General features: G+C 66.0%; 26 protein-coding genes. 14 read left to right on the forward strand and 12 right to left on the reverse strand.

Annotated elements, in window-relative coordinates; translation table 11 throughout:
• Positions 1–432: 432 nt before the first annotated feature.
• The 4 genes from QZY44_RS20375 to argH all read right to left on the reverse strand — a co-directional run bounded on the left by QZY44_RS20375 (position 433) and on the right by argH (position 3,879).
• Positions 433–702 carry a UPF0175 family protein gene (locus QZY44_RS20375; protein WP_295450961.1) on the reverse strand — a complete coding sequence of 90 codons (270 nt, stop codon included), beginning with the start codon at positions 700–702 and terminating at the stop codon, positions 433–435.
• A gap of 182 nt (positions 703–884) precedes the next feature.
• A complete protein-coding gene (locus QZY44_RS20380; protein WP_295450963.1) occupies positions 885–1,763 on the reverse strand; it encodes a hypothetical protein in 879 nt (292 codons plus the stop codon).
• 332 nt (positions 1,764–2,095) lie between these two features.
• On the reverse strand, positions 2,096–2,461 hold the full coding sequence (locus QZY44_RS20385; protein WP_295450965.1) for a nucleotide pyrophosphohydrolase: 366 nt from the start codon (positions 2,459–2,461) through the stop codon (positions 2,096–2,098).
• A gap of 5 nt (positions 2,462–2,466) precedes the next feature.
• The gene (gene argH / locus QZY44_RS20390; RefSeq protein WP_295451137.1) at positions 2,467–3,879 is read right to left on the reverse strand and encodes an argininosuccinate lyase; all 1,413 of its coding nucleotides are present in this window, start codon (positions 3,877–3,879) and stop codon (positions 2,467–2,469) included.
• A gap of 178 nt (positions 3,880–4,057) precedes the next feature.
• On the opposite strand from argH, the gene QZY44_RS20395 reads away from it, so the two are divergent.
• Positions 4,058–4,459 carry a LytTR family DNA-binding domain-containing protein gene (locus QZY44_RS20395; protein WP_295450967.1) on the forward strand — a complete coding sequence of 134 codons (402 nt, stop codon included), beginning with the start codon at positions 4,058–4,060 and terminating at the stop codon, positions 4,457–4,459.
• A 60-nt stretch (positions 4,460–4,519) separates the two neighbouring features.
• Here QZY44_RS20395 and QZY44_RS20400 read toward each other — a convergent pair whose 3' ends face one another.
• The 4 genes from QZY44_RS20400 to QZY44_RS20415 are packed head-to-tail and all read right to left on the reverse strand — an operon-like array spanning position 4,520 to position 8,611.
• Positions 4,520–5,695: a serine/threonine-protein kinase gene (locus tag QZY44_RS20400; protein ID WP_295450969.1), complete on the reverse strand. Its 1,176-nt coding sequence runs from the start codon at positions 5,693–5,695 to the stop codon at positions 4,520–4,522.
• Between the two features lie 11 nt (positions 5,696–5,706).
• Positions 5,707–6,318, reverse strand: coding sequence for an OmpA family protein (locus tag QZY44_RS20405; RefSeq protein WP_295450971.1), 612 nt, complete (start codon positions 6,316–6,318; stop codon positions 5,707–5,709).
• 38 nt (positions 6,319–6,356) lie between these two features.
• Positions 6,357–7,688 (reverse strand): DUF4384 domain-containing protein, encoded by a 1,332-nt coding sequence (locus QZY44_RS20410; RefSeq protein WP_295450974.1) that lies wholly within the window; start codon positions 7,686–7,688, stop codon positions 6,357–6,359.
• Between the two features lie 2 nt (positions 7,689–7,690).
• Complete coding sequence (locus QZY44_RS20415; protein ID WP_295450976.1) at positions 7,691–8,611, reverse strand: CPBP family intramembrane glutamic endopeptidase; 921 nt, start codon at positions 8,609–8,611, stop codon at positions 7,691–7,693.
• A 264-nt stretch (positions 8,612–8,875) separates the two neighbouring features.
• Between QZY44_RS20415 and QZY44_RS20420 the strand changes: the two genes are divergently transcribed.
• The 4 genes from QZY44_RS20420 (at position 8,876) to QZY44_RS20435 (ending at position 14,418) form a co-directional block, all read left to right on the forward strand.
• Positions 8,876–10,135 carry a phosphatase PAP2 family protein gene (locus QZY44_RS20420; RefSeq protein WP_295450984.1) on the forward strand — a complete coding sequence of 420 codons (1,260 nt, stop codon included), beginning with the start codon at positions 8,876–8,878 and terminating at the stop codon, positions 10,133–10,135.
• A 37-nt stretch (positions 10,136–10,172) separates the two neighbouring features.
• On the forward strand, positions 10,173–11,990 hold the full coding sequence (asnB, locus tag QZY44_RS20425; protein WP_295450987.1) for an asparagine synthase (glutamine-hydrolyzing): 1,818 nt from the start codon (positions 10,173–10,175) through the stop codon (positions 11,988–11,990).
• A 386-nt stretch (positions 11,991–12,376) separates the two neighbouring features.
• Positions 12,377–13,501 carry a glycosyltransferase gene (locus QZY44_RS20430; RefSeq protein ID WP_295450991.1) on the forward strand — a complete coding sequence of 375 codons (1,125 nt, stop codon included), beginning with the start codon at positions 12,377–12,379 and terminating at the stop codon, positions 13,499–13,501.
• Entirely contained in the window at positions 13,489–14,418 is a 930-nt protein-coding gene (locus tag QZY44_RS20435; RefSeq protein WP_295451001.1) for a glycosyltransferase, read from the forward strand. Before QZY44_RS20430 ends, QZY44_RS20435 begins: the two co-directional genes overlap by 13 nt.
• A gap of 1 nt (position 14,419) precedes the next feature.
• Here the strand turns inward: QZY44_RS20435 and QZY44_RS20440 are convergent, their stop codons facing one another.
• The 3 genes from QZY44_RS20440 to QZY44_RS20450 all read right to left on the reverse strand — a co-directional run bounded on the left by QZY44_RS20440 (position 14,420) and on the right by QZY44_RS20450 (position 16,261).
• Complete coding sequence (locus QZY44_RS20440; RefSeq protein WP_295451004.1) at positions 14,420–15,049, reverse strand: hypothetical protein; 630 nt, start codon at positions 15,047–15,049, stop codon at positions 14,420–14,422.
• Between the two features lie 23 nt (positions 15,050–15,072).
• A complete protein-coding gene (locus tag QZY44_RS20445; RefSeq protein ID WP_295451007.1) occupies positions 15,073–15,489 on the reverse strand; it encodes a type II toxin-antitoxin system HicB family antitoxin in 417 nt (138 codons plus the stop codon).
• A 664-nt stretch (positions 15,490–16,153) separates the two neighbouring features.
• Positions 16,154–16,261 (reverse strand): DUF1778 domain-containing protein, encoded by a 108-nt coding sequence (locus QZY44_RS20450; protein ID WP_295451010.1) that lies wholly within the window; start codon positions 16,259–16,261, stop codon positions 16,154–16,156.
• A 174-nt stretch (positions 16,262–16,435) separates the two neighbouring features.
• Between QZY44_RS20450 and uvrD the strand changes: the two genes are divergently transcribed.
• The 6 genes from uvrD (at position 16,436) to QZY44_RS20475 (ending at position 20,336) form a co-directional block, all read left to right on the forward strand.
• Complete coding sequence (gene uvrD / locus QZY44_RS20455; protein WP_295451013.1) at positions 16,436–18,619, forward strand: DNA helicase II; 2,184 nt, start codon at positions 16,436–16,438, stop codon at positions 18,617–18,619.
• Positions 18,619–18,816: a type II toxin-antitoxin system HicB family antitoxin gene (locus QZY44_RS20460; RefSeq protein ID WP_295451016.1), complete on the forward strand. Its 198-nt coding sequence runs from the start codon at positions 18,619–18,621 to the stop codon at positions 18,814–18,816. Before uvrD ends, QZY44_RS20460 begins: the two co-directional genes overlap by 1 nt.
• A 15-nt stretch (positions 18,817–18,831) precedes the next feature.
• Complete coding sequence (locus QZY44_RS35880; protein WP_365304943.1) at positions 18,832–18,948, forward strand: toxin-antitoxin system HicB family antitoxin; 117 nt, start codon at positions 18,832–18,834, stop codon at positions 18,946–18,948.
• 31 nt (positions 18,949–18,979) lie between these two features.
• The gene (locus QZY44_RS20465) at positions 18,980–19,276 is read left to right on the forward strand and encodes a hypothetical protein (protein WP_295451018.1); all 297 of its coding nucleotides are present in this window, start codon (positions 18,980–18,982) and stop codon (positions 19,274–19,276) included.
• 93 nt (positions 19,277–19,369) lie between these two features.
• On the forward strand, positions 19,370–19,891 hold the full coding sequence (locus QZY44_RS20470; protein ID WP_295451020.1) for an acyl-CoA thioesterase: 522 nt from the start codon (positions 19,370–19,372) through the stop codon (positions 19,889–19,891).
• Positions 19,892–19,898: 7 nt separating this feature from the next.
• Positions 19,899–20,336, forward strand: a complete 438-nt coding sequence (locus QZY44_RS20475; protein ID WP_295451140.1) for a phosphate-starvation-inducible PsiE family protein — start codon at positions 19,899–19,901, stop codon at positions 20,334–20,336.
• 366 nt (positions 20,337–20,702) lie between these two features.
• On the opposite strand, the gene pepN is transcribed toward QZY44_RS20475, so the two are convergent.
• On the reverse strand, positions 20,703–23,363 hold the full coding sequence (gene pepN, locus QZY44_RS20480; RefSeq protein WP_295451023.1) for an aminopeptidase N: 2,661 nt from the start codon (positions 23,361–23,363) through the stop codon (positions 20,703–20,705).
• 153 nt (positions 23,364–23,516) lie between these two features.
• Here pepN and grxC point away from each other — a divergent pair, with 153 nt between their 5' ends.
• From grxC to QZY44_RS20495, 3 genes are all read left to right on the forward strand, one after another.
• The gene (gene grxC, locus QZY44_RS20485; protein ID WP_295451026.1) at positions 23,517–23,771 is read left to right on the forward strand and encodes a glutaredoxin 3; all 255 of its coding nucleotides are present in this window, start codon (positions 23,517–23,519) and stop codon (positions 23,769–23,771) included.
• Positions 23,768–24,160, forward strand: a complete 393-nt coding sequence (locus QZY44_RS20490) for a S4 domain-containing protein (protein WP_295451029.1) — start codon at positions 23,768–23,770, stop codon at positions 24,158–24,160. The genes grxC and QZY44_RS20490 overlap by 4 nt, the downstream gene beginning before the upstream one ends.
• Before the next feature lie 728 nt (positions 24,161–24,888).
• The gene (locus QZY44_RS20495) at positions 24,889–25,827 is read left to right on the forward strand and encodes a LysR substrate-binding domain-containing protein (RefSeq protein ID WP_295451032.1); all 939 of its coding nucleotides are present in this window, start codon (positions 24,889–24,891) and stop codon (positions 25,825–25,827) included.
• Positions 25,828–26,095 lie beyond the last annotated feature (268 nt).

Here is a 26,095-nt window from a genome sequence, read left to right on the forward strand (position 1 = left end):
AATTCTCCCTCCCCTATTGGGGGAGGGCCGGGGAGGGGAACGGCCAAGGCGCCCGCCCCTTTCATCTTGCGGGGTGGTGCGGGCGCCATGGCCGTTACCGTGAAGGCCAGGCTCGTACCCAGTGGGAGCGGCTTTAGCCGCGACGGGACCGCGCAAGCTTCCGTGTCCTCGTCGCGGCTAAAGCCGCTCCCACGGCGGACTTTCATCGTCCAGGGTGGTTAGTCTGGCTGCCATGGCCGTTAGCCGGTCCGACGTGCAGGCGCCACTGACTTCGCTTGGGCATCTCGGGTACCGCCACCGGCTAAAGCCTCGACCTCCAGTTGCTGACGAGCCGCCACTGGCCGGAATGATGACCAAGGCTGAAGGGCGAGGGATACAAGGGATCGTATTTCATCCTTCATACTTGATCCGGGCTGGCATTGGATACGACAATCACGCCTTGTCCATCAACTCAACAAATCGACGATAGCTCTCGTCCAGGTCTTGAGTGCTGGCGTTGATCGGGCTGAGCCCCTTGCTGCTAAGGAGCTCAAAGACTTCGGGATAGCTAATACCGAGCAACTCCGCCGCCTTACCCAGGCTGATGACGCCGCGTTGGCGCTGCTCGATGACGAAATCCTCGAACAGCGCCCTACGGATCGCGTCGGGGGTATCGAAATTGGCCGCGAGTTCATCGGGGATGTCAACGGTAATGGCAAGCATGGATCGGCTCCGGGCAAAGTACGTTGATCATCATTCCGGTCGCCGGCACTCGGGACGCACAGCGCCTGGGACACGCGTGACACCGCCGGAGCGGTGTCACGAGAACGGGGTCAGATGCTGCGGCCGGCAATAATCAAAGACAACGGGGATAGCTGAAGCAGCAATTGCGGCTCGACGCACGCTTAATGCAAAACCTCATCAATATTCCCGGCAGTCAAGACGCGATCCGACCATGTCAACAACGTATCGGCATCGGCGGCCTGGATGTGCCGGCGCTGCTGATCCGATACCGCACCAAACTTGCCCTCCAGGATTCGCAGTAGCATGGCGGCTTCACCAATCTGCTTGCCGCGCTGCTCGCCGATCTGCTCAAAACGGGTCTGGAATGAAACCATGGCCTTCGTCTCCTCGGGATAGTCGTGTTGATACTGTTCGCGTTCAGCGTCACTCAAGGCGGCATAGATATCGACAAACTGGACGTATTTGAGTTGCTTCTCGGGGTTGGGTTCGAGGGCCAGCAGACCACGCACCGCCCACGCATAAACTGCGACGCGCTCTTCGGCGCGGTAGCGCATGTTGGGGAGGTTCAGCCTTGCGACCAGGTTATCGCTGTCGCGGTAAGTCTGCCAGTCTAAATCGAACAGGCTACACGACAGATAGCGGAACGCGAGATAGCGCTGGCGATCGCCGCCGAGCAGCAACTGCGCTGGTCGCTGCCCCTTGTGCAGGAAGATGGCGACCGGCACGACGCGCTCGGTGCCGAACAGTTCGGCCAGATCCAGGCAATAGTGGGCGAGCCGATGGATCGAGAACCGGCGTGCCTCGGTCTCCTCCTCCAGCACGAACAGCAGGGCCTCGCGGCGACCGTCCGGCCACTCGACCAGCAGAGGCACGTCCAGTTCACGGAAGCGCTCGCCCAGTCGCTCCTTCAGTTGCTCCTCGCGGATCGGAATGATCCGGGCCTGGTCGTCAACGCCCTCGGCCTCGTCGGCCGCGAAGAACCGCAGCGACTCCCGCGGATAATCAACGATCAGGTTCTTGAAGTTCTGGTCGTGGTCCATGGCGGTTCCTCAAGCGTTCTCGGTCAGCCGTCCTCGGGTGTGTCTGGCGCTGTCATACGCGAATTCTGAGGAGAAGCGGGCGTGGCTGCAAGCGGTCCTTCGGTGGCCCTGACGGCTTCCGCGCTCCCGGCGCAGAGCGCCAAACACAGGCGTAACACCGCTGGAGCGGTGTTACGAGCGCCACCCCGCCACGAACCGCGCCGCTGCGGCTTAGGGCGAGGCCGGGCCGCACTGGGGTGCGGCGCTCCCAGGGCCGCAGCGCTTCGCGCCAGTTGCATCAGTGGCCGAAACGCTGATCGAGTCCCCACCCTTCATCTTTCACCCTTCATCCTTCATCCTTCATCCTTCAAACCATACTCCCCCGCCCGCCGCGCATCCCCTCGCACCAACTCCGCCGGATAGCGCTGCTCATTGATGGCGATCTTGCGGTAGGCGGCAGCGATGGGGTCGATCCCGAGCCGCTCGGCGAGCCGGATCAGATAGATCAGACAGTCGGCCACCTCCAGTGCCACCTGCTCCTTCTTGTCCGGCGCCAGGTCCAAACTCTGCTCTTCCGTCAGCCATTGGAAGTGTTCCAGCAGTTCGCCCACCTCCCCGGCCAGGGCCATGGACAGGTTCTTGGGTGAGTGGAACTGCTCCCAGTCGCGCTCCTGGGCGAAGCGGACCAGGCGGGCATTGAGATCGTCCAGGCTGTCCACGGCCGCTAGCCCTGCGCCAGCCGGACCCGGGCGCGGGCGATGGCGGCACGCACCTGGGCCGGCGCCGTGCCACCCAGGTGGTCGCGGGCGGCCACCGAGCCATCCAGGGTCAGGACGGCGTAGACATCGGGTTCGATGCGATCCGAAAACCCGCGCAGTTCCTCGATGGTCAGCAGTGAGAGGTCACGCCCCTCCCGCACCCCCAAGGCCACCGCCTGGCCGACGATCTCGTGGGCGTCGCGGAAGGGGATGCCCTTACGCACCAGATAGTCCGCGAGATCGGTGGCCGTGCTGAATCCCTGGGCGGCGGCGGCGCGCATCCGCTCCCGCCGACAGGTGACATGGCCCATCATGTCGGCATAGACCTTGAGACAGCCCTTCACATTGTCCACGGTGTCGAAGAGCGGCTCCTTATCCTCTTGATTGTCCTTGTTATAGGCGAGCGGTTGACCCTTCATGAGGGTCAGCAGCCCCATCAGATGGCCGAAGATGCGCCCGCTCTTGCCGCGCACCAGCTCCGGCACGTCCGGATTTTTCTTCTGCGGCATGATGGATGAGCCGGTGCAGAAGCTGTCCGACAGCTCCACGAAGGCGAACTGGGCGGAGGACCAGAGGATCAGCTCCTCGGAAAAGCGCGATAAATGCATCATCAGAATCGCCGCCGCGGCGCTAAACTCAATGGCAAAGTCCCGATCCGAAACGGCGTCCAAGGAGTTCTCCGCCGGGTGGTCGAAACCCAGGAGTTCCGCGGTAAACTGGCGGTCGATGGGGTAGGTGGTGCCGGCCAGGGCGGCGGCCCCCAGGGGCATGACATTGACGCGGCCGCGGCAATCGGCCAGGCGTGCGCGGTCGCGCTCCAACATCTCGAACCAGGCCATCATGTGATGGCCGAAGGTGATCGGCTGGGCCACTTGGAGGTGCGTGAACCCGGGCATGACCGTGTCCGCCTCGCGTTCCGCCAGGTCCAGCAGGGCGCCCTGAAAGCGGGTGATTGCCTCACGGATGGTGTCGATCTCATCGCGCAGCCACAGCCGCACGTCGGTGGCGACCTGGTCGTTACGTGAGCGCCCGGTGTGAAGGCGCTTGCCGGCCTCCCCGATGGCCGCCGTGAGGGCCGTCTCCACATTCATGTGGACATCCTCCAGCGGGATGGACCAGACGAAGTCGCCTGCGTCGATGCGGTTGCGCACCGCCGTGAGGCCGGCGACGATCTGATCGACCTCGGTCTGGCTCAGGATGCCCTGGCGGGCCAGCATGGTGGCATGGGCGATGGAACCCTGGATGTCGTAGCGGTAGAGTCGACGATCGAAGTCGACCGAGGCGGTAAACGCCTCGACGAAGGCGTCCGTCGGGGCGCTGAAGCGCCCGGCCCAGGGTTTCTCGGCGACGGCGAACGGGGTTTGACTGGGCTCGTGCATCATGAGGTCGGACCGGTGATAAATTGGTCATTCTACATGGGCACCCGTCGGCACAGGACAGCAAGACGGACAAGCCCCCCTTGTAGACTCGAGAACCGGCCGCGCGACGACTCCAGGCCCTTGCCGACGCGCGCCCCCGCTGGCCCTTCAACCCACTGGTGGAGAACGCGGTCCATCCATGAACACAGCGACGACAAGCCGGGTGGTTGACGACGACTCCCGCGCCGCACCCCACCCGCAGCGACGGCTCTCGCTCAGCGCCCATTACCGGGGCGGCGTGCACACCGTGCCGATCGATGACATCATTTTTCTCCAGGCCGAGCACAAATATGTCACGGTCCGGCACACCGGGGGCGAACTCCTGGTGGACGAATCGCTGAAGGCACTGGAGGAGGAGTTCGCCGATCGTTTCCTGCGCGTCCACCGCAACGCGCTGGTGGCGCGCTCCCGGCTGTTGGCCCTGGAGAAGACCGCGACCGGCGGCCCCGCGGTGCGGCTGCACGACTGTCCGGAGCGACTGCCGGTCAGCCGTCGACACCTGCCCGAGCTGCGCCGTTGGCTGCAGGGCGACACGCACTGATCCGTCGCGTCACCGCGATGGGCCCCGCCCGGGCGGCCCGAGCGTGCGCCGCCGCGAGTGCTATGGTTTCAAACGCACCAGCGGCAGCTCGAAGTCGATATCGGCACCGGGCTCAACCTCCAGGTTGGTCGGCAGGTCCGCGTAGCCGTCCTTCTTGATGATGATCGCGTGCCGACCGGCGGGCAGTTCGAAGCGGTACGGGGTGGTGCCGAGCGGCCGGTCGGCGAGCCAAACGGTGGCCCCGGGCGGTTGAGTGGCGACCTGGATCGTCCCCGGTTTGGTAGGCGGTGCGACCGGCCAAAAGAGCCAGGCCCCGCTCGCGGCCAGGGCCACGACGATGAAGGCCGCGGCCGGCCACACCAGGCGCTGCCATGGGCGCACCTTGGGCCCTGGTTGGAGTCCCGCCAGGGCGGCGGCGAACTCATCCGCGCTCTGAAACCGGTCCGCGGGCCGCAGGGCCAGGGCCTTGCGCAGCACCTTGTCGACGGCCGGGGGCAGTTTCGGGTCGACCGAGGTCACCGACCGGTAGTGGATGTCCGGCATCCGTTGTCCAGCGAACGGGCGCGCGCCCGTCAGCAGTTCATACAGGACGATACCCGCGGAGAACAGGTCGCTACGGATGTCGATCGTCTCGCCGAGAAACTGCTCCGGGGACATATAGGCGGGTGAACCCAGCTGGTCACCGAAGTGTGTCAGGTCAGAGTTCAGGACGCGGGCGATACCAAAATCGGCAATCTTGATCAGGCCATTGGATAACCTGAAGCAATTGGCCGGTTTGAGGTCGCGATGGACGATGCCTTGGGCATGGCAGTAGGCCAGGCCGGCGAGCAGTTGGCGCATCAGGTCCAGGGTCTGCACCAGCGGCGGCAGGCCATTGGCACGGACATGGGCGCCCAAGTCCTGACCGTCGATCAGCTCCATGGCGATATAGGGGATACCGTCGTCTTCACCGTACTCATAGACCGTGACGATATTAGGGTGATTGAGCGCGGCGGCGGCCTTGGCCTCGCGGCGGAAGCGTTCCAGGTATTCGCCGTCCTGGCCGGCATCGAGCAGCAGACTGCGCAGGGTCTTGATCGCCACCACGCGTTCGAGTACCGGGTCGAATCCCTGATAGACGGTCCCCATGGCGCCCTCGCCCAAGACCTTGTCGATCCGATACTTGCCCAGGGTCTGCGGGGGGCTCGGCGTCACCAGGGTGCGGCGGCCGGTCTGCAGAATGGTCGGTGTAGACATGGCGCGTCGACCTAGTGCACAGCCGCGGCTGATGGCACGAGCCGCAGTTCGACCCGGCGGTTTTGCGCCAAGTCCGCGGGACCCAGCTCCGGGTTGACCAGGAGTTCGGTCTCGCCCTTGCCTTCGGCCAACAGGCTGTCGGCGGGCAGACCGTAATCAGCGACCAGCGTGCGCTTCACCGCCTGGGCGCGACGCTCAGAGAGCGTCAGATTTTCGTCATCGGGGCCGCGGCTGTCGGTATGGCCGATGATCTGGAGCTGGGAGGGACCGAGGTTGAGTTGCCTGGCCGCCTCGGCGATCTGCTGGACCTGGGGGCGCGAGCGGGGATCGATGGCGTCGGACCCCGTCGCGAAGTGGATGGTGAGGTCGATGTGGCGCGGCGGTGGCGGGGCGCTCACCGGGCGTTGGGGCTTGATGCCGCGGGACCGCGGGACAGGCTGACCGGCGGGTGTAGTTGGGGGCGCCTCGGCGGACAGGGTGTTGACGATCTCAGCGGCGTTCTTGATGTCGTCAGCCGCCAGCGGCGCGGGCAGGATGCTGGCCAGGGCACCGCTCAGCATCCAGACCCCCAGTGTCCGAAACAGGGGTTTGCAGGTCAGGGGTGGTTGAGGATTCAGCGGCATATTGTCGGTCTCCGGGACAGTCGGCAAGGTGGAACCACTCACTCACGGCTGGTATCGAGCAGCAATTGGGCCTCGGCGTAGGCGGCGTCCGGGCCCGCCAAACCCCTGACCCGGTCCATGATGGTCGCGGCCTTGGCCCATTCGCCGGTCAATTCCGGCGGCAGGTCGAGCGGGCGCTCCGAGGCCACGACCCAGACCCGATCCCGTCCGGGCGGTTCGGTCACCTCCAGGGCGTAGGCCATGCCGTCGTCGGGCAGCAGCAACGGCTGGCCCGCGGGCAAGGGTGTCGCCTTGACCTGAAAGGCGGGATACAGCAAGGTCGCCTCGCCCTGGGCGTCGAGATCGAACAGGTAGACATAGGCGTCGCGATTGACCCTGACCAGGAAGGCGATCTTTTCGCCGATCCGGTACTTGGCCTTGCCCTCGCCGTGCGAGGTAGACAATTCCACGGCCAATCCCCGGCGCGATAGCGGCGCCTGCGCCGCGTCGCCCGACGCGCCCGCACCGGCCAGATCGGCGGCCACAGTCGCGGGCAGCACCGCGAGCGGGACCTCCACGGCGGCCTGCACCAGGGCCTGGCCCTGAGCGTCGTGCAGCACACTGTCGATCCGGACCTGCTGTTGGCCCAAGACCACCGCGCCCGAGACCTCCCCCTGCGCCGCCACCAGGTCACCGGTCAGACTCATGCCAGTCGCGGCCTTGGGGCGGATGCCCCGGGTCCGCAGGGTCGACTTGTCCAAGGCGGCGAGCGTCTGCGCGCTCTGCACCGCGATCAGCAGGTTGCTCTGCGCCACGGCCTGGCTCAGCCAGGTGTTGAAGAAGTCATTGGCGGGCCGGCCGCCGACGACGCTCCCGACCTCCAGGGGGCGCAGGTAGACCCGCCACGGCTCCTTGAGGTGCTCCTCCAGTGCCAGGCGGTGGACCAGGGTGCGGCCGTAAGAGGCCAAATCCGGCCGCAGCAGCTCGCTCACGGCGGGGGTGACCGGCAACCATCCGGCGAGGACCTGGACGGTCCCGCGTTGACCCGCCACCCAGGGCGTGGCCGTCAGGGTGACGGACAGGCGCTCCCCGGCGACCTTCCAATGGCACTCCAAGACCCAGACATCGGTCATGGCCGCCGGCGGCTGGCCCAGATGGAAATCGGCCGCTTGCAGGGCTGCCACCACCCGCGAGCGCAGTTCCACGGCCAGCGGCAAGCTCATGCCGGTCGCGGCGTCATAACAATCGGTTGGGCTCATCAACACCGCACGCGGCGCGGCGGCACCCGACAGAGCGCTCACGGTCTTGGCCGTGAGCGCATCCAACCCCTCCAGCGACCAGGCAGGCCCGGAAAAAACAGCGAAGACGATCAGCGAGTGTAGAAAACGCACGCCTACTTGCCCCTATCCGCGCCATGACTGCCGACTGCGGGGCCTGAGCACCCGCCGCGGCGCGCGACCCGCGGCCCGGTCCAGTACCAGTAGGCCAGGGTCACCACGCCGACCCAGGCCAGCATCAGGGCACCGATGAATTCGTCATAACTCCCCACCAGGAAGGCCAGCGGAGCGTCAGGGTTCGCGTCAGTCAGGGCGCGCGTCGTCTGGATCAACCAGACCCACCCGGCATGCAGACCGATGCACCAACCGATGTGACCCGTGCGCTCGCGCACCAGCGCCAGCAGCACACCGGCCACGAACAAGGCGGCCAGTGAGTCCAGGTTCTGCCACCGCAGGCCATCGATGAAGACGTGAGAGACCATATAGAAGGCCCCTGACCAGTCGAAGGCCATCCCCGCGGGGAGTCGCCCCGGTTTCAGGAAGTGCACCAGGGCGTAGAGCGCCGCGGGCCAGAGGGCCGCGGCGACCCAACCCTCGCGCCGCCGAATCGCGCTAAACAGCGCCCCGCGAAAGAAGGTCTCCTCCAGGAGGGCGATCAGCAGACCACCGGCCAGGGCCTGCGAGGACTTACGCCCGATCAGCGCCCAGTCCGGCGCCGTGACCGGCACCAGGACCGCCGCCTGCACCAGCAGCAGTGCCGGCACCGCGAGCAGGATCACCCCGAGCAGCCAGCCGCCGCCCAGCGCGCGGCGCAATTCGGGTCCGGGGACCCCATATCCCAGCGAAGCCCGATTGGCGAGCCCGAGGCGCCGCAGAAAGACCAACAGACCGAGCAGGATAAAGACCTGGGCCAGGCGACCCACGACCCGCGCGGATGGCGCGTCGATCCACCCGGTCTGCACGAGCGGAACGCTCAGCACGGCGGCCAGGAGCAGACAGGCGAAGAGAAAGAGGAAAGCGAGTAAGGTCGCACGCATTGATTGTTCGCGCTCGCAACAGTCAAGAAAAGGGCGGGGCTAGGCCGGCATTGGGCACCACCTGGAGCGACCAGAACCCGCGCAACGCTGAAATGGGAATGGTAACCCCCCGGGCCACCCAACGCCGCCCCCGCCGCCAAAAAATTGAGATTCCGGCGCCGGACGTATAACCTCCCCTCTCGACGACCCCGGCGGCCCGCGCGCGCCGCCCCCAGCAACCACCAGCGACTCCCCCTGGTGCCATTTCCCCGGTGCAATTCCCCGGTGCAGACACCCACACACTCACGTCGCTACTGGCTCCCACAACTCTTGGCCCTGGCCTTGCTCGCCCTGATCGGTACCCTGCCCTTCTGGTTGAGCGACCTGGACCTGCGTGCCGCCGCGCCTTTCTACCACGGTGCGGCCCCGGACCCTTGGTGGGAGTCGAGCGCGAGCCTGTGGGTATTCTTCTATCAGGCATCCCCACTGCTCAGCGGTCTGATCCTGATGGGCAGTCTGCTCGCCATCGCCGCGGGTACGCTCTGGCCCGCCTGGCGGCGCCGACGCCGCTCGGCGATCTTCGTCCTGGCGGTGACCCTACTGGGGCCGGGTCTGGTCATCAACGGGGTCTTCAAGGATTATTGGGGACGCCCCAGACCGCACCAGACACTCGACTTGGGTGGCACCCACGCCTATGTCCCGCCGCTCGCACGCACCCCCGAATTGAAGGGCAAGTCCTTCCCGTGCGGTCACAGTTCGGTCGGTTTCGCCCTGGGGGCCTTTTCGCTGATCTGGCTGCGCCGTCGGCCACGGCTGGCCTGGGCCGCGCTCGTCGTCTCGGCGGTCCTGGGCACCCTGCTCGGGGTCGGGCGGATGACCGCCGGGGATCACTTCCTGTCGGACGTCATCTGGTCCGCGGTGATGGTCTATGGCATCGCCTTCGTCCTGTATTGGGTGGTCCTGCGGCTGCCCCAACTGGAGGACGCGGCCGCCGCCCGGCCGCCACTCGCCCCGCGGCCACTGCGTCACCCGGCCTGGACCGCCACGGCCTATCTGCTAGCCACGGTGCTCCTGCTGTTCGGTGTACTGCTCGCCACCCCGGTGCAGGAGACGCGTAATCTGAGTATCCAGGCACTGGCCGCCGACCCCCAACCACGCACCCTGCGACTGGTGGCGGACACGGCGACCCTGATTCTGTTCCCTTTGGGCCCGACGGGCGAGGCCGCCTCCATTCGGCTGAAAGGGCGCGGCTTCGGCCTACCCACCAACCGCGTGCGGGGCCAGCTCGAGCAGACGGCCACCACCCTGACCTACACCGTTACCCACACCGGGGTCTTCACCGAACGCGACAGTTCACTCACCGTCGGCATTGAGCCGAGCGACTGGGAGCGCATCGAGATGGTCACCAGGACGGGCGATATCCGCATACTCCCACTGGGGAAGCCGCTGCCGCAACTGGTTCTGAAGACCGACCACGGGGTGGTGCTGGACGAAAACCGCCTACCCGCAACCGCCGCGGCCAGTCCCCCGGAGGCACCGCGATGAGCGCCACTCGCCACCACGAAACTGGGGGGCAGACGCCATGTGCGGCCTAGCCGGTATCCTGATGCGCCCGGGTCTGCGCCCGGACCCGGACCAACTCCGCGCCATGGCCGCGACCCTGGCCCACCGTGGACCGGACGACCACGGCAGCCACTACCATGGTCCGCTGGGGCTAGCCCAGACCAGGCTGTCCATTATCGGGCTCGCCACCGGCCACCAACCCATGGTCAGCACCGACGGGCAACTCACCCTGGCCGCCAATGGCGAGGTCTACAACTATATTGAGCTGAACGAGGAACTGCGCCGGGCCGGGCGACACTTCCTGACCGACTCAGACTCCGAGACCATCCTCCACGCCTACGCGGTCCACGGGCTCGACTGCTTGGCGCGCCTGCGCGGCATGTACGCCTTTGCCCTGCACGACGCCCGCTCCGGTCAACTGCTGCTCGCGCGCGACCGACTCGGGATCAAGCCACTGTTTTACGTCAGGCTGCCGGATCGGATCGCCTTCGCCTCCGAGATCAAGGCCCTGCTGCCCTGCCTCCCGGGCCGGCCGGAGATCGACCCGGGGGCACTGCGGCGCTTCCTGCAGAACCAGTTCGCCGGGGGGGAGGAGACCGTGCTCCAGGGCATCCGCCGGGTGCTGCCCGGCGAGGCCCTGATCGTCCACCCGGATCTGAAGCTCGAGCACCACCGCTATTGGTCGCCGCTGACCGTCACCCGCCGCCGCATCGGCCATGAGGAGGCCCAGGCGGAACTGGACGAACTCATGCACCTGGCCATGCAGGAGCACATGCGCTCGGATGTGCCGTTCGGGCTCTTCCTCTCCGGCGGGGTGGACTCGGCCGTCCTGGCGGCACTGCTCCACGCCCACGGGGCCGGACGCATCCGCTCCTTCTCGGTCGGCTACCGCGGCACCGCCATGGCCCATGAACTGGACGAGGCGGCGCGGGTGGCGGCCCACTTCGGCTTCGACCACCGGCCGCTGGAGCTCAGCCTGGAGCAGGTCTTTGAGCGCATCCCCCATACCATCTGGGCGGCGGATGAGCTGATGCGCGACTACGCGAGCCTCCCCACCTCCATCCTCGCCCAGACCGCCGGGGCCGAACTCAAGGTCGTCTTCTCCGGCGAGGGCGGCGACGAGGCCTTTGCCGGTTACCGCCGCTATCACCCGCGTCCACTGGAGCGCTGGTTCAAGGCCCTGATCCACCCCGGCAGTGGGGGTTTCCGCACCCGCGGACAGTGGTCGCGGCACTGGTCGCAGCGGGTCTTCGGCCCGACCTTGCGCGGCGCCCCCGGGACCGACCGCGCCCCCTTCCTCGCCGCCTGGGCCGCGACGCCCAAGCGGTGGTCGGCGATGCAGCGCCGCCAATACACCGATCTGGTCACGTCCCTGCCGGACAACCTGATGGTCAAGACCGACCGGATGCTCATGGCGTTTGGGGTCGAGGGTCGGGTGCCCTTTCTCGACCACCGGATCGTCGAATTCGGCCTCTCGCTCCCGGACCGGCTCAAGGTGCGGCGGCACCACGGCAAATGGCTGCTGCGGCACTGGGCCGAGCCGCTGCTGCCGCCTGGCCACTTGGAGCACCCCAAGCGCGGCTTCCACGTCCCGGTCGGTGACTGGCTGACCGGCGACCTGGCACGGCGCCTGGGTGAGCGTCTGGCCGCCAACCAGGGCATCCGCGAGTGGTTCGAGCCCGACGCCCTACCCGCCTTGGTCGCGGCCCGCCAGGCCGGCCGGGGCGGCGCCCGGGAACTCTTCGGCCTTATGCAATTCGCCATCTGGCACCGGATATTCATCGAAGAGCCGGGGCTCAAACCGGCACCGGATGAGGACCCGTTGGAGTGGGTCTGAAAACACTAGCGGGCACCCGATGGCGGCCGATGCACCGTCGTTTAGCTCTCGTGACACCGCTTACCTCTCGTGACACCGCTCCAGCGGTGTCACGCCTGTGTTGGGCGGTGCGCGCCCCGAGTGCCGATGGCCCGAATGGCGGCTTTGACCATGATTCCGGCCACTGCCGGGGTGGCTTTGGTCGCGGCCTGGGGGCCGCTCCTACGGCCGTAGGAGCGGCCCCCAGGCCGCGACGGGTTGCCGGTGATCAAGGCCCGAATAGCGATCAAGGTGTCACGAGCGCTGTGACAGGGGTCGGCGAATCGCCAACCGTTTCTTTCGCGTGTTTCGCCGACTGATCACCGAATCCAATGACCGCTTTGACTGAAGCCCGAACCAACGCGCCCATGCCCACCCGTATCGCCTGTTTCTTCTCCACCTCCGGCCACAGCGGTGTCGACCGGGCAGCGGGGCACCTGATCCCGGCCCTCGCGCGGCGCGGCTACCGGGTGGATCTCCTCAAGGTGCGTCGGCACGGACCGAACCTGCCGGAGATCCCGCCGGGGGTGCGGGTCATCGATCTGGGCTCCCGCCACACCTACGCCTGTCTCCCGGCCATCGCCCGCTATCTGCGGCGCGAACGCCCGGCAGTGCTGCTCTCAGACAAGGACCGGGTCAACCGCACCGCGCTGTTCGCCCGCACCCTGGCCCGGATCGGGACCGAGATCCCGACCCGCCTCGTCTTCAGCTCCGGCACCACCATCTCGATTGATCTCGCCACCCGCGGCCCGCTGGAACGCTGGGTGCAGCGCAACTCCATGGGCCGGCTCTATCCCTTCGCCGACCAGGTCATCGTCACCAGCGCCGGGGTCGCCGACGACATGGCCGCCTATACGGGACTCGCTCGCCACCTGATCCGGGTCGTACCCTCACCGGTGGTGCCGGAGTCACTGTTCACGGCCGCGCTGCCCCGCCCGGACCACCCCTGGCTCGGCGACCCAGCGGCGCCCCTGATCCTGAGCGCGGGGGAACTGTGTTACCGCAAGGGTTTCGACACCCTGCTGCGCGCCTTTGCGCGGGTGCGGGCACAGCGCCCCTGCCGACTCATGATCCTGGGCCGGGGCGGGGAACGCGACACACTGCTTGCCCTGGCCGCACAGTTGGGTGTGGCGGACGCCTTCGCCCTTCCCGGTTATGTTCCGGAACCCTATGCCTACATGGCCCATGCGGACGTGTTCGCCTTCACCTCACGCTGGGAGGGGCTGGGATTCGTACCGATCGAGGCCCTGGCAGTCGGCACCCCGGTGGTGGCAACCGACTGCCCGAGCGGCCCGCGGGAGATACTGGCCGACGGCCGCTACGGCCCACTGGTCCCGGTGGACGACGACGCGGCCCTGGCGCAGGCGCTGATCGCGACCGTGGACCACCCGCTCCCCCCCGAGCGTCTGCGCGAGGCCGCTCGCCCCTATGGGATCGAGGCCAGCGCCGACGCCTACCTGAACGCGCTGGGACTACCACCATGCCCCGAATAACCGCCGTCATCCCAGCCCACAACGGCGCGGCCTTCATCGGCAGCGCCATCCGCAGCGTGCTGGCCCAGACCTGCACCGATCTGGAGGTCCTGGTGGCGGACGACGGCAGCAGCGACGACACCGCCGCCATCGTCGATGCCTTCGGCCCGCCGGTGCGCCTGATCCGGGTACGGCACGGCAACACCCAGGCCACCCGCAATGCCGCCATCGCCGCCAGCGACAGTGAGTTCGTCGGCCTGCTGGACCAGGACGACACCTGGTGGCCGCAGAAGCTCGAACGCCAACTTGCCCTGATGGACGCCGACGCGGCGCTTGGACTGTGCTACACCGACACCCGCGGGGTGGACCCGGCCGGCCGGGAACTGCCGGAGCGGCACAACCCCTTGCAGGTCCCGCTGGACCAGACCGACGCCCTGGGCCGACTGCTGCGGGTCAACATCATGGCCGCCTCCACCGTGCTACTGCGCCGTTCGGTGCTCACGCGGGTCGGCACCTTCGACCCCGCCTACCACCTGGCGGGGGACTGGGACCTGTGGCTGCGGCTGGCCGAAGAGGCCCCCATCGCCGCGGTCCCGCAGGTCCTGATCGACTACTGCTGGCACGGCGGCAACCTCTCTCACGGGCGCATCGCCATCCTCGACGAAGGGATCGCGGTCCAGGAGACGGCCCTGGAGCGCATCGCCCGCCACCCGCGCTGGTCCAGCGACACGCGGCTGCAAACGTACCTGCCCGCCGCGCGCCGCAAGCTCGCCGCCCGCTGCTCAGAGGTTGGGCTCCTCTATGCTCGCGCGGGCCAACGCACCCAGGCGCTGGCCTGGCACGCCCGGGCACTGCGTTTGAGCCCCTGGACGCCACGCACTTGGTCGCGCTGGGCGCGCGCCTTCGTGAGGGGCGGGCACACGAAGACGGGGTCCTGATTCACGCGAACTCGGGATCATCGTCATCGTCATCGTCCAACTCGCAGAACGACAACTGGCCCGGTAGCGATACGGAGCCGCCACCCTCCGCCTCGTCGGTAAGCGCGATCCACTGCCCCGGCAACGCCTGCTGCTCATCCCCCAGAGTGCCATCGAATACTGAGAGCAGAAGCCCGTAGGATACCCGCCAGCGCATCGCATCGACCTGCACCGACGCGGATTTTTGGTTCAGCTTGACCACCTGGCCGAACCGCTCCTGGCCGCTGCCGTCCTTAAAGCCCACCCGATCGCCGACGCGCAGACTATTGCGATCAAGCCGCTGGCGCTTCTGCGCGGCGATGGCCACGTCCTGACCGTCGAGATCGATGAAATAGAACGGAATGTTCCAGATCTTGCCGTCGGCGACATTTTGCACCCGCGCCCGCGTCCGGTTGACGCTCACGAGCTTCGCTTCCACCAGCCGGTTCTCCGCGCTGTCGAACCAACGCAGGGTCTGACCGATCCGCAGCACCCCCTTCACTGCAGCGATGCGCGCCGGGTCATCGAGTTGGTTGGTGATGGCCGCGTTCAGGCGATAGAGCTGAAACAGGCTGGCCTGGCCCAGCGCGTCGAGGATGGCGGTATAGTTCATCTTTAATACTCAAAGTCGAGTGATCAAACCGGCGGCTCGCGCCGCCCCAGGCCCTCGACGATGAAGGTCAACGCCAGCGCGTTGATCGAGACACCCTCGGCCTTGGCGCGATAGGCCAGTCTGGTGTGAATGGATTTCGGCAGGCGCGCCACCAGCCGGCCAGCCGCATCGCGCGCCCCTGCCGTGTCCGGACTGAAGGTCGGTGCGGGGATCTCGCGACCCAGCGCGTACAGCGACGACACGGTGGCGGTAAAGGCAGCGCGCGCGTTGGCGATGGCGTCGGCCGCGGTTGCGCCATCGGCCATGCAGCCCGGCAAATCCGGGAAGGTCATCAAAAAACCCCCACCATCCTCGGCGGGCACCGGGCTGATGGTATAGGCATAGGCCTCAAATGGCCAGGGGGCCGCAGCGCAGGGGCAGGTCTTGACGTCATCGTTCATGCTGGCGAGTCCTCCTCGTGGGCAAGTCCGCACAGCTTGGCGCGGAAAAAATTGAAGCTGGCCGAACGATTGGCATCCGGATCCATGTGTGGCGCGGCAGATAGGCGAAGACCTTGAGAGTTCCGTCGGACATCTGACCCGCTTAGAACGGATCGGTAAGACCCTTGTCGTTGAAGCGCAGGACCAGCGGGTTATCGATCGTCTTTGCGTAATCGATCCGGTCGATACCCAGGATCTTACGGCGATCCGATCCAAGATACGCTGGAAGCGCTCGGGGTACTCGCGCTCAATGAAGCGGAAGTTCTTGACGCGAAATCCTTCGATCTTTGCCATAAGGTCGATCCGAGGGTTTACCAAAAATGTATGAACCAGTGACGCATAACCGCAGCAGCGGCCCGGCGCGCCAGCTGCGAGCCTGCCAAGTATCGCACCGCACGCACCCATCCCCCAACGCTGCCGGGTGCTCCAGACCGCCAGTCCCGACCTGAGTTGAGCGCAGCGGATCGATCGCGAGCAGTCGGGTCTTGACCGTCTTCCTCTGCGCGGACTATGAGCGCAAGGAAGTGGTGCGGGCTGGAGTGGTGCGCCCTGCGCGACCTAATCAAGCGTCGCCAGGCGGACTCGACACGCGAAGCTCGGACAGCCCCTCGACGATAGGTTTTCACTAGCGCGCCCGCGTCAGCACGAAGTCGGACACGCTGGTCCGGGCATAAGCGGCGGCCTTGTCGAGCAGTTGCAGGGCGCGGTCGTCGCAGCGGATGTGCAGGCCCACATCCCTGGTCCTTGGGGTGTGGATGGAGGAATCCGGAAACTCAAGCGATGAAAAACCTTACTCCGGTTGTGGTAAAATCTCCAGGCAACCGGCATCAGGCCGACAAGCCCGCCCCCCCAGACCGTCAACGGCGCGCCCGCGCGCGGGACCCGCGCGGGCGCGTAGAATGCCGCCATGGATGTTTCAAAAATTCTCGATCCCTTAAACGATGCCCAACGCGAGGCGGTCAGCGCCCCGGCGGGCACCCGTCTGGTGCTGGCCGGTGCCGGCAGCGGTAAGACGCGGGTGCTGGTGCATCGCATCGCGTGGCTGATCCAGGTGGAGCAGGCGCCGCCCTGGTCCCTGCTGGCAGTCACCTTCACCAACAAGGCGGCGCGCGAGATGCGCACCCGCATCGAAGAGATACTCGACCACCCGGTGGGCGGCATGTGGGTGGGCACCTTCCACGGGCTCACCCACCGCTTCCTGCGCGCCCACTGGCAGGACGCGGGGCTGCCCCAGCACTTCCAGATCCTGGACGGGGACGACCAGTTCCGGCTGATCCGCCGCGCACTCAAGACCCTGGAGCTGGACGAGGCCAAGTGGCCGCCGCGCCAGGCCCAGAGCTTCATCAACAAGCAGAAGGACGAGGGTCGGCGCCCGGACCATGTGGACGCCGCCGGTGACCGCTATCTGACCCAGATGGTCACCATCTACCGGGAGTACGAGACGGCGCGCCTGCGCAGCGGGTCGCTCGACTTCGCCGACCTGCTGCTGTGTGCACACGAGCTGCTGCGCAGCCGTGCGGACCTCCTGCACCACTACCGGGAGCGCTTCCACCACATCCTGGTGGACGAGTTCCAGGACACCAACGCCATCCAGTACGCCTGGTTGCGGCTCTTGGCGGGCACCAACGACAACCTGTTCGCGGTGGGTGATGACGACCAGTCGATCTACGGCTGGCGCGGGGCGCGGGTGGAGAACATCCAGTCGCTGGAGCGCGACTTCCCCGGTTGCCAACTGGTCCGCCTGGAGCAGAATTATCGCTCCACCGGCACCATCCTCAAGGCCGCCAATGCACTGATCGCCCGCAACCCCCACCGGCTCGGCAAGAACCTCTGGACCGAGGACGGCGAAGGGGAGCCGATCCGCCGCTATGCCGCCTTCAACGAGGTGGACGAGGCGCGCTTCGTGGTGGAGCGCATCCGCAAGTACACCACCGAGGAGGGCTACCGCCGCGCCGAGTGTGCCATCCTCTATCGCACCACGGCCCAGTCCCGGCTGTTCGAAGAGGCACTGATGAACGCCCAGGTCCCCTTCCGGGTCTATGGCGGGCTGCGCTTCTTCGAGCGCGCGGAGGTCCGCGACACCCTGGCCTACCTGCGCCTGCTGAACAACCCGGACGACGACGGCGCCTTCGAGCGCGTCATCAACACCCCCACCCGCGGTATCGGTGATCGCACCATCGACCTGCTGCGTGAGCAGGCCCGCGGGTCCGCGGTCTCACTGTGGCGGGCGGCGCTGGACCTGATCGACGCCGGCACCCTGGGGCCCCGCGGCACCACGGCACTCGCGCGTTTCGTCGATCTGATCCGCGCCTGCAACACCGCCACCCAGGGCATGGACCTGGCCGAGATGGCCACCCATGTCATCGAGGCCGCTCAACTGGCGGACTTCTACCGCAAGGCCAAGGACGGTAAGGGCGAGGAGCGTATCGAGAACCTGGCACAGTTCGCGGAAACCGCCGGGCGCTTCCGCCAGGAGATCGAGGACGCCGAGGCCGACCCCCTGGGTGCCTTCCTGGCCCACGCCGCGCTGGAGGCGGGCGAGGCCCAGGCCGATGCCTTCACCGACGCGGTCCAGCTCATGACCCTGCACAGCGCCAAGGGGCTGGAATTCCCCAACGTCTTTCTGGTCGGCCTGGAGGAAGGGCTCTTCCCCCACAGCATGTCCGCCGAGGACCCGGCACGGCTGGAGGAGGAACGCCGACTCTGCTATGTCGGCATGACCCGCGCCATGCACCGACTCTATGTGACCCATGCCGAATCCCGGCGGCTCTATGGCAAAACGTCCGACCAAGCGCCCTCCCGCTTCCTGCGCGAGGTCCCTTTGGCGCTGATGGAGGAGGTGCGCGCGCGCGGGATCTCCTATCCGGCGGCGGCGAGCGCCCGGGCGCCGGCGCCCTTCGCGACTGGCTCCATGGCGGGCGATGCCGGCGGCTTTCGCCTTGGTCAGCAGGTCACGCACCCCAAGTTCGGGGAGGGCGTGGTGCTCAACAGCGAGGGGCACGGACCCCAGGCGCGGATTCAGGTCAACTTCAAGGAGGCGGGCGCCAAATGGCTGGTGTTGGCGTATGCACGGTTGGAACCTGTGACTTGATGGACATCGACGGCTATCGTGCGACGGTTGAGTACGACCCGGACATCGAGATGCTGCGCGACGCATTTGTTGACCTGAACGGCGGGGCCGATTTTTATGCAGCCGACCTGGCCAAGCTTCGCGAAGAAGGGCGGCAGTCTCTAAAGGTCTTCCTCCAGATGTGTGAAGAAGACCACGTCGAACCGCGCAAGCGATAGACCGGAGATATCGACGTGCATGTCCCGCCGCAGTTACATGCAGAGATTGCAGCCCTGGCAAGGGCGCAGGGGAAGTCGCCTGAAGCCTGGGTCACTGAGGCCATCGGGCAACAGATGATAGCGAGTCGATAGCGGCAACACGAGAATTAGAGAGCGACGCGTCATGGCAAAATTCAAGTTTATCTTTAGCTTCAAAAGCCCCAATGCCTTCGGGTTTAAAGAGGAAGAAAAACAAGAGATTACTGATGTCGCATCTAGCCTCAATCCATTGCCATCCGAGCTATCATACTCGAGTCCGGATCCCAACAAAGCCGATATTGGGTTTTGTGTCGAATGCGACAGTCAGTTTGCCGCCCCCCAAATCCAAAACGATCTACGGAAGCAGATTGCCAATTCATCCCTTGCTCGCTATGAGTGCAACTCTGAGCATCCAGTGCAATTCCGAGCATCCATCCGATAGAGGATAGTTCTGGCCGCTGGAGCGGCCAAGGCTGCATTCCCACGCGGAGCGTGGGAACGAGTATAGAGAAGCACTAGAGAGGCGAACCTGACCATGGAAAAGCAGCACAAAACACTGAGCATGACCCTGCTGATGACCCCGGACATGGCCAATTTCTCCGGCCATGTCCACGGCGGCGCCACACTACGCCTGCTCGATCAGGCGGCCTATGCCTGTGCCTCACGCTATTGCAATCATTACGTGGTCACGCTGTCCGTGGATCAGGTATTCTTTCGGCAGCCGGTGCGGGTGGGTGAGTTGCTGACCTTCCTCGCCTCGGTGAACTACACCGGCACCACCTCCATGGAGATCGGTATCCGCGTCATGACCGAGGATATCATTCACAAGACGACCCGCCATGCGATGACCTGCTATTTCACGATGGTGGCGGTCGATGAGCAGGGCCAGCCGGTCCCGGTCCCGCCGCTCGCCATCGAAACACCGAATGAGCTGCGGCGTTATGAAACCGCGGCCCTGCGACGTGAGTTCCGGCGGGAGATCGAAAAGCGCCACAATGAGATACGCCAGATGCACAAGGCGGCGGCCAAGGTGACCGACGTGACCCGGCAAGGATGAACCTATGCTGACCAACGAACAACGACTCGACCGCTATCTATCCACCCTCTTCCGCTATGTCGAAAAGGGCGTTCTGCTCCTAGTCGGGGGGCTGGCCCTGGTCGCGATAGCCCAACAAGTCATAGGGATTTTCGGCAAGCACCAGGTGCGGCTGGAAGACGTGCTCCTGATCTTCATCTTCCTCGAAATCATGGCGATGGCGAACATATACTTCATCCGCCACAGCGTCCCTTTCACCTATCCCATGTTCATCGCCGTGACCGCCCTGTCACGACTGGTCGTGCTGCAAGGCAAGAATATCGCCCCCGAGAACCTGCTGTTCGAGGGGGGCGCCATCCTGCTGGTGAGCATCGCCATCCTGGTCATCCGCTTCAGTCAGCGCTACAGCAGCGACGCCACGGAGCACTGCGAGAACGCGGCGGCCGAGGATGACAAGACGCAGTAGAGCATTGATCTAGCACCCTAATTCCGCGCTATCTTGTGTACCGACCCCAACGGGGTCGAACATACCAGCCCAGGGCAACGCCCTGGGATACCATTGAGCCATTAAGCCCAGCCCTGAAGGCGCGCGACATAACGGCGGAGCACTGTATGTCACGCCCTTTCAGGGCTGGTTTTCCTACTAGACCTTCATGCCCAGGGCGTTGCCCTGGACTGATATGTCACGCCCCTTTGGGGCTGAGACGCCTCACAAGACACGGCGGGACACCCTACCTGCTCCGACGACCGATACTCGCAACACGAAGCGCCTGATACTTTCGTAACACCGCGCAGCGGTGTTACGAGATATTCCATGTTACGAGATATTCCATCAGGTGCCTTCCAACGCCTTGGACGCCACCTCATAGGCGTCTTTGGACAACAGGGCCGCCGCGTCCAGTACACGCGCCAATTGCGCACGCATCAGCTCTTGGCGACCCTGATCGAAGCGGCGCCAGCGAATCATTGACTTGAGCAGCCGCGAGGCAATCTGCGGATTCAGCGGATCGAGTTCCAGTACGCGGTCGGCCAGGAAACGGTAGCCGGCACCGTCCGCGGCGTGGAAACGCACCGGGTTGCCGGTGCAGAAGGCGCCGATGAGGCTACGCACCCGATTGGGATTGCGCAGCGAAAAGTCCGGGTGGTCCATCAGGTGAAATACCTGTTCCAGGGTGTCGGCCCGGATGCTGGTGGCCTGGATGCTGAACCACTTGTCGATGACCAGGGGCTCCGTGGACCAGCGGCGATAGAACTCGACCAGTGCCGCCTCGCCCGCCGGACCGCCGCGGTCGACCAACAGCCGCAGGGCGACCATCACGTCGGTCATGCTGTGGGCGGCCGCGAACTGGTCGCGGCAACGGGTCAGTGCCTCCTCGCCCCCGCCCGCCATCAGATAGGCCAGGGCCAAACCCTTCAGTGCCCGGCGACCGGCACTCTCCGGGTTGAAGGCATAGGGGCCGGTTTCCGCCTGGGCCGCATAGACAGCCATCAGGTCGTCACGCAGTTCCTCACCGATACGCCGACGCAGAAATTCCCGGGCGCGGTGGATACCGTCCACGTCCACCACCCGCATCTGATCGGCCAGATACGATTCCCCGGGCAGGGTCAGCACTTCAGCGCGCAGTGCCGCCGCTACGTCAGTGTCCAGCAGGGCGAGCCGACAGGCCCCGAAGAAGGCGCTCGGTGCATCGCTCCCGGGCTCCGCCACCAACCGCAGTAGTACACGCTGCATCAGGGTCTGGGCGGCATCCCAACGGGCGAAACCGTCGGTGTCCCGGGCCATGAGGAACTCCAGGTCCTGGTCGCTGTAGTCGAAGTGCAGCTTGACCGGGGCCGAGAAGCCGCGTAGCAGCGAGGGCACCGGTCGCTCGGGCAGGCCGACGAAGCGAAAATGCTCCACCGCGGCACGGACCTCCAGCACCCGGGTGCCGGGCGGCAGCGGTGCCTCGCACGCATCGCCCACCTCATCGCTCAGACGCAGCGCCAGTTCCTGACCGCCCGCATCCAGCAAGCCGATGGCCAGCGGCAGATGCAGCGGCCGCTTCTGCTGTTGGCCCGGGGTCGCCGGGGTAAACTGGCGCACACTCAGCCGATAGCTGCCATCCGCCCCGTCATATTCGCCCTTCACCCACAGCTGCGGGGTCCCCGCCTGCTCGTACCAGCGGCGGAACTGGGTCAAGTCCCGGCCGCTCGCATCTTCCATACAGGTCACGAAGTCGTCGGTCGTCACGGCCTGGCCGTCATAGCGCGCGAAGTAGAGGTCGGTGGCCTTGCGGAACAGCGCGGGGCCCAGCAGATTGGCCTGCATCCGCACCACCTCGGTACCCTTCTCATACACGGTCGACGTATAGAAGTTATTGATCTCGATATAGGCCGTGGGGCGCACCGGGTGGGCCAGGGGACCCGCATCCTCGGCGAATTGGTGGGCACGTAGTCCGCGCACGTCATGGATGCGCTTCACGGCGGACGAACCCATCGCCGCCGAGAACTCCTGGTCGCGGTAGACCGTAAATCCCTCTTTCAGACTCAACTGAAACCAGTCCCGGCAGGTGATGCGGTTACCGGTCCAGTTGTGAAAATATTCGTGTGCAATGACCCCCTCGATCCCGGCAAAATCCTGGTCCGTGGCGGTGTCCGGTCGCGCCAGGACATATTTGTCGTTGAAGACGTTAAGCCCCTTGTTCTCCATGGCGCCCATATTAAAATGACTGACCGCAACGATCATGTAGAGAGCCAGGTCATATTCGCGCCCGAAGCGCTCCTCGTCCCAGCGCATGGCCCGCTTCAGGGATACCATGGCGTGTGCGCACTGGTCCAGGTTGTGGGGTTCGACATAGATGCGCAGACCCACTGGACGCCCTGAGGCGGTTGTGTACTGATCCTCGACCAAACCCAGGTCCCCGGCGATCAGCGCGAACAGGTAGCACGGCTTGGGAAAGGGGTCTTCCCAGCGGATCTCATGGCGACCATCCCCCAGGTCACGCGACTCCCCGGGATTGCCGTTGGACAGCAGCACCGGGAAACGCGCCTTATCCCCCACCAGGGTGACGGCGTAGCGGGCCATCACGTCCGGGCGGTCCAGAAAATAAGTGATACGCCGGAACCCTTCCGCCTCGCACTGGGTGCACAACATCCCTCCGGACTGGTAAAGTCCCTCTAGGGCCGTGTTGCTGGCGGGATGGATGTGGACCCAGGTCTGGAGCAGGAAGCTGTCCGGCACCCGTAACAGGGTCAGCGACTCGGCGTCCAGTCGATACTCGGCAGGGGTCAGGGGGTAGCCGTCGAGGCTGACCCCGTCCAGTTCCAACTGCTCCCCGTGCAGGGTCAGACTGCCGTCCCCACGGGTTGCGGCCGGGTTGCGGCGGACCTGTAGGCTCGCCGCAACCCGGGTCAAGTCCGGGTCCAGGTCGAAGTTGAGATCCACCCGGTCGATCAGGAACTCGGGCGGGCGATAGTCCTCCAGCCGGATCGGGTGCGGGGCGTCTCGGTACATGCTGCTCTCGGTGGACCATGGCAGGGGGAACCCCTGCGGATCGACAATTGTATGCCCATGGCCGCAACCATGAGCAAGGCATGCGCAACCTTAAATTTCTTGAACGGCGGGCGGGCAACCGACCCGGGAAACGCCAAGCACCAGAGCACGACGATGCCCGAAGTCCAGATTTATACCAAAACGCCATGCAGCTACTGCACCCGCGCCCGCAACCTGCTCCAGCGCAAGGGGGTCGAGTACACCGAGATCCCGGTGGACCACGACCCGGCGCAGCAACAGCAGATGTTCGAGCGCAGCCGCCGCCACACCGTACCCCAGGTCTTCATCGACGACCGGCACGTCGGCGGCTACTCCGACCTGGCCGAACTTGACTCGTGCGGTGAACTGGACCCCCTGCTCGGCCGATGAACCAGATCGACGAGGTCCGCCTGGACAAGTGGTTATGGGCCGCGCGTTTCTTCAAGACCCGCCACCTGGCGGTCGAGGCCATCAACGGCGGCAAGGTGCAGGTCAATGGCAGCCGTGCCAAACCCGGTCGGGACATCCGCCCGGGGATGCAGGTATCCATCCACAAGGGATCGCTCGTTTGGGAGGTGCAGGTGCTGGCAGTCAGCCAGCAGCGCCGCCCGGCCGCCGAGGCCGCGCAACTCTATCTGGAGGACGCGGCGAGCCGCACCCGGCGCGAGGAACTGCTGCTGCGCCAACGCGAGGCCGGCCCCCAGGATACGTTCGGAGAACGACCGACCAAGCGTGACCGGCGGCAGTTTGAACGTTTTACCATGGACCAGGGCGGCTGAGTCGGCACCGGTCGGCGCCCCCCCACATCCGGACCACGGCACGCTGCCCGGGCCTCAATCATCGCCCTCGTCCCCACGCGCCGCGTGCGGATGTAGTCGCGCCGCGGTGCGCGGCCGGGCGCAGCGCGCCGCGGCCCTGGGCCGGACGGGGCATTCGCCCCGTCCGTAACGTTTTCTCCCGACCCGCGGGCCAACTGCACCGATCACCAGCTGAGCAAACATTCGGGACGGGGCGAATGCCCCGTCCCGCGCGAGGCTTCAGCCTTAGCGTCTCTCCAAGGCTGAAGTCCTGGACTCCAGGGGGTGCTGCGACGCTTCACTTAATGGCAGTGACGCGGCGCGTGGGGACCAGATCCAAGACCGCGTCGCGCCCCAGCTCGCATTGGGATTGGAGGCCCAGCTTCGCCATCATGCGCCAAGGCTCGGTAGCGGCCGTCTTGATCACCGCCCCCGGTGGTTTCACTCGCTGCGCTTCACACAAACTTAACCGAGCAGTCCCTCAAAGAGGGCTATCCTGCTGCGCTTGCCTTAAGCGACGGCGGCGCAGAACGCCGCACACCGCCTGCCCGGCAGCGGTTTCAACGGTTCAACCGAATGCCGACAAGTTAAGGCTTTTCCGTTCGCCCTGAGCGGCGAGCTGGTCGAGCGGTCGAAGGGCGGCATAGAGTGACCGCCGTCGACGAGCACGGTCGCGTGCCGAGGTCCGTGCAATCGATTTAAGGCCTGTTATGAAACTGCGGCAATTGGTCTACCTCAACGAGGTCGTCCACCAAGACTGCAACATCTCGGCCGCGGCCAAGGCCCTCTACACCTCCCAGCCCGGCATCAGCCGCCAGCTCCAGGATCTGGGTGCGGAGCTGGGCTTGGAGATCTTCCAGCGCCAGGGCAAACGCCTGATCGGCTTGACCCAACCGGGCCTGGAGATCGCGGCGGTCGCGGCGCAGGTGATGGCGAATATCAAACACATCCGGAAGATCGCCGCTGCCCATGGCAGCGGGCAGTCCAGCCGACTCGTGGTGGTGGCAAGCCGCTATGCCGTGGCGACCCGCGTTCACGATGCCGTGGTGCGCTGCCGCACTGAATTGCCCGGACTCCACTTTCAGATTTCCGAAGAGGAGCCCGGCGCCGCCACCGCGATGCTGCGCTGCGGCGAGGCGGACCTGGGGGTCTTCGTCGAGTCAGCCACGCGGTACCCGGACCTGGCCTATTTCCCGCTGGAGGAGTGGCGACTGATCCTGGTCATCCCCCGGGACCATCCCATCGGCGCGCTGCCGCGGGTGACCCTCAAGGCGCTGGCCGGTTATCCCTGTTGCAGCTACAACCGCTCCGCGCGTACGCGCCAGGTGCTGGATGAGGCCTTCGCGTCAGCGAGGTTGGAGTCTCCCATCACCGTCTCGCTGGGCAGCAGCGCCGAGATCCTCAATTACGTGGCGACCGGGATCGGCATCGGCCTGGTGGGCGAGGCCGCCTTCGACCCCGCGCACTATCCGGACCTGCGCCCCGTCGACCTCGGCCACCTGATCCGCCCCCTGACCACCAACCTGGGGCTGCGCCACGCAGCACTCCAGTCGCAGGCCGTCCGCGCCTTCGTGCAGGTCATCGATCCGACGCTGTCACTCGATCGGCCGGAGCCTGCGCAAGGCAGCGCCGCGCCGCCGGTTTCGTGACACCGCCCTAGAGACCGGGCAAGTATTCCGTAGGATGGGTAGAGCGCAGCGAAACCCATCGTTTGCGCGCGCCTAAGGCGTTGATTGCTGGGTTTCGCTGCGCTCTACCGAGCCTACAGGTCGCGCGCGCAAGGGACCGGCAGCGAATACTTGTCCAGTCTCTCTAGCGGTGTCACGCCAATGTCGGGCACGGTGTGCCCCAAACGCTGCTGGAATCCAAGGCTGAAGCCTTGGACTCCGGCCCCCGGGGTGGCCGAGGGGCTATGCG

The sequence above is a fragment of the uncultured Thiodictyon sp. genome, assembly GCA_903837595.1.
Taxonomy (GTDB): domain Bacteria; phylum Pseudomonadota; class Gammaproteobacteria; order Chromatiales; family Chromatiaceae; genus Thiodictyon.